This is a genomic window from Xanthomonas maliensis, from assembly GCF_009192945.1.
GTDB classification, from domain to species: domain Bacteria; phylum Pseudomonadota; class Gammaproteobacteria; order Xanthomonadales; family Xanthomonadaceae; genus Xanthomonas; species Xanthomonas maliensis.
Map to the genome: position 1 here is coordinate 1 of NZ_NSET01000129.1, position 595 is coordinate 595.

A 595-nucleotide genomic window follows, 5' to 3' on the forward strand; every position below is an offset into this window, starting at 1 on the left:
GGGTGCGGTTGGCGATCGGCGTGCCGATGACCACCTGGTCCTGGCCGGCAAGCCGTGCCAGCAGCACGCCCCAAGCGGCCAGCAGGGTCATGAACACGGTGGTGCCGTGGCGTTGGCTCAGTTGCGTCAGTGCGCTGGTCAACGCAGCATCGATGACGATCTCGATGCTGTCGCCGCGGTAGTCCTGCAGGGCAGGGCGCGGATGGTCGGTGGGCAGTGCCAGCAGCGCTGGTGCCTCCTGCAGATGGTCGACCCAGAAGGCGCGTTGGCGTTGCAGCAGCGCGCCGTCCAGCCAGCGACGCTGCCACAGCGCGTAGTCGGCGTACTGGATCGACAGCGGCGGCAGCGGATCGGGCTGGCCCTGGACGAAGGCCGCGTACAGCGCGCCGAGTTCGCCCAGCAACAGGCCGATCGACCAGCCGTCGGTGACGATGTGATGCATCGTCACCACCAGGCGATGCCGCTGCTCGGCCAGGCGCAGCAGGCGACCGCGTATCAGCGGCCCGTGTTCCAGGTCGAAACGGATCTGGCTGTCGGAGGCGGTCAAGCGCTGTGCCAGCACATCGCCATCGTGCGCCTCGCCCAGATCGATGAT

The 595-nt window shown here is 68.2% G+C and carries 1 protein-coding gene; it reads right to left on the bottom strand.

Annotated features, from left to right (window positions below; translation table 11 throughout):
• Positions 1–595 (bottom strand): condensation domain-containing protein (locus CKY51_RS22235; protein ID WP_152250070.1); only part of this gene is annotated, 595 nt, incomplete at both ends.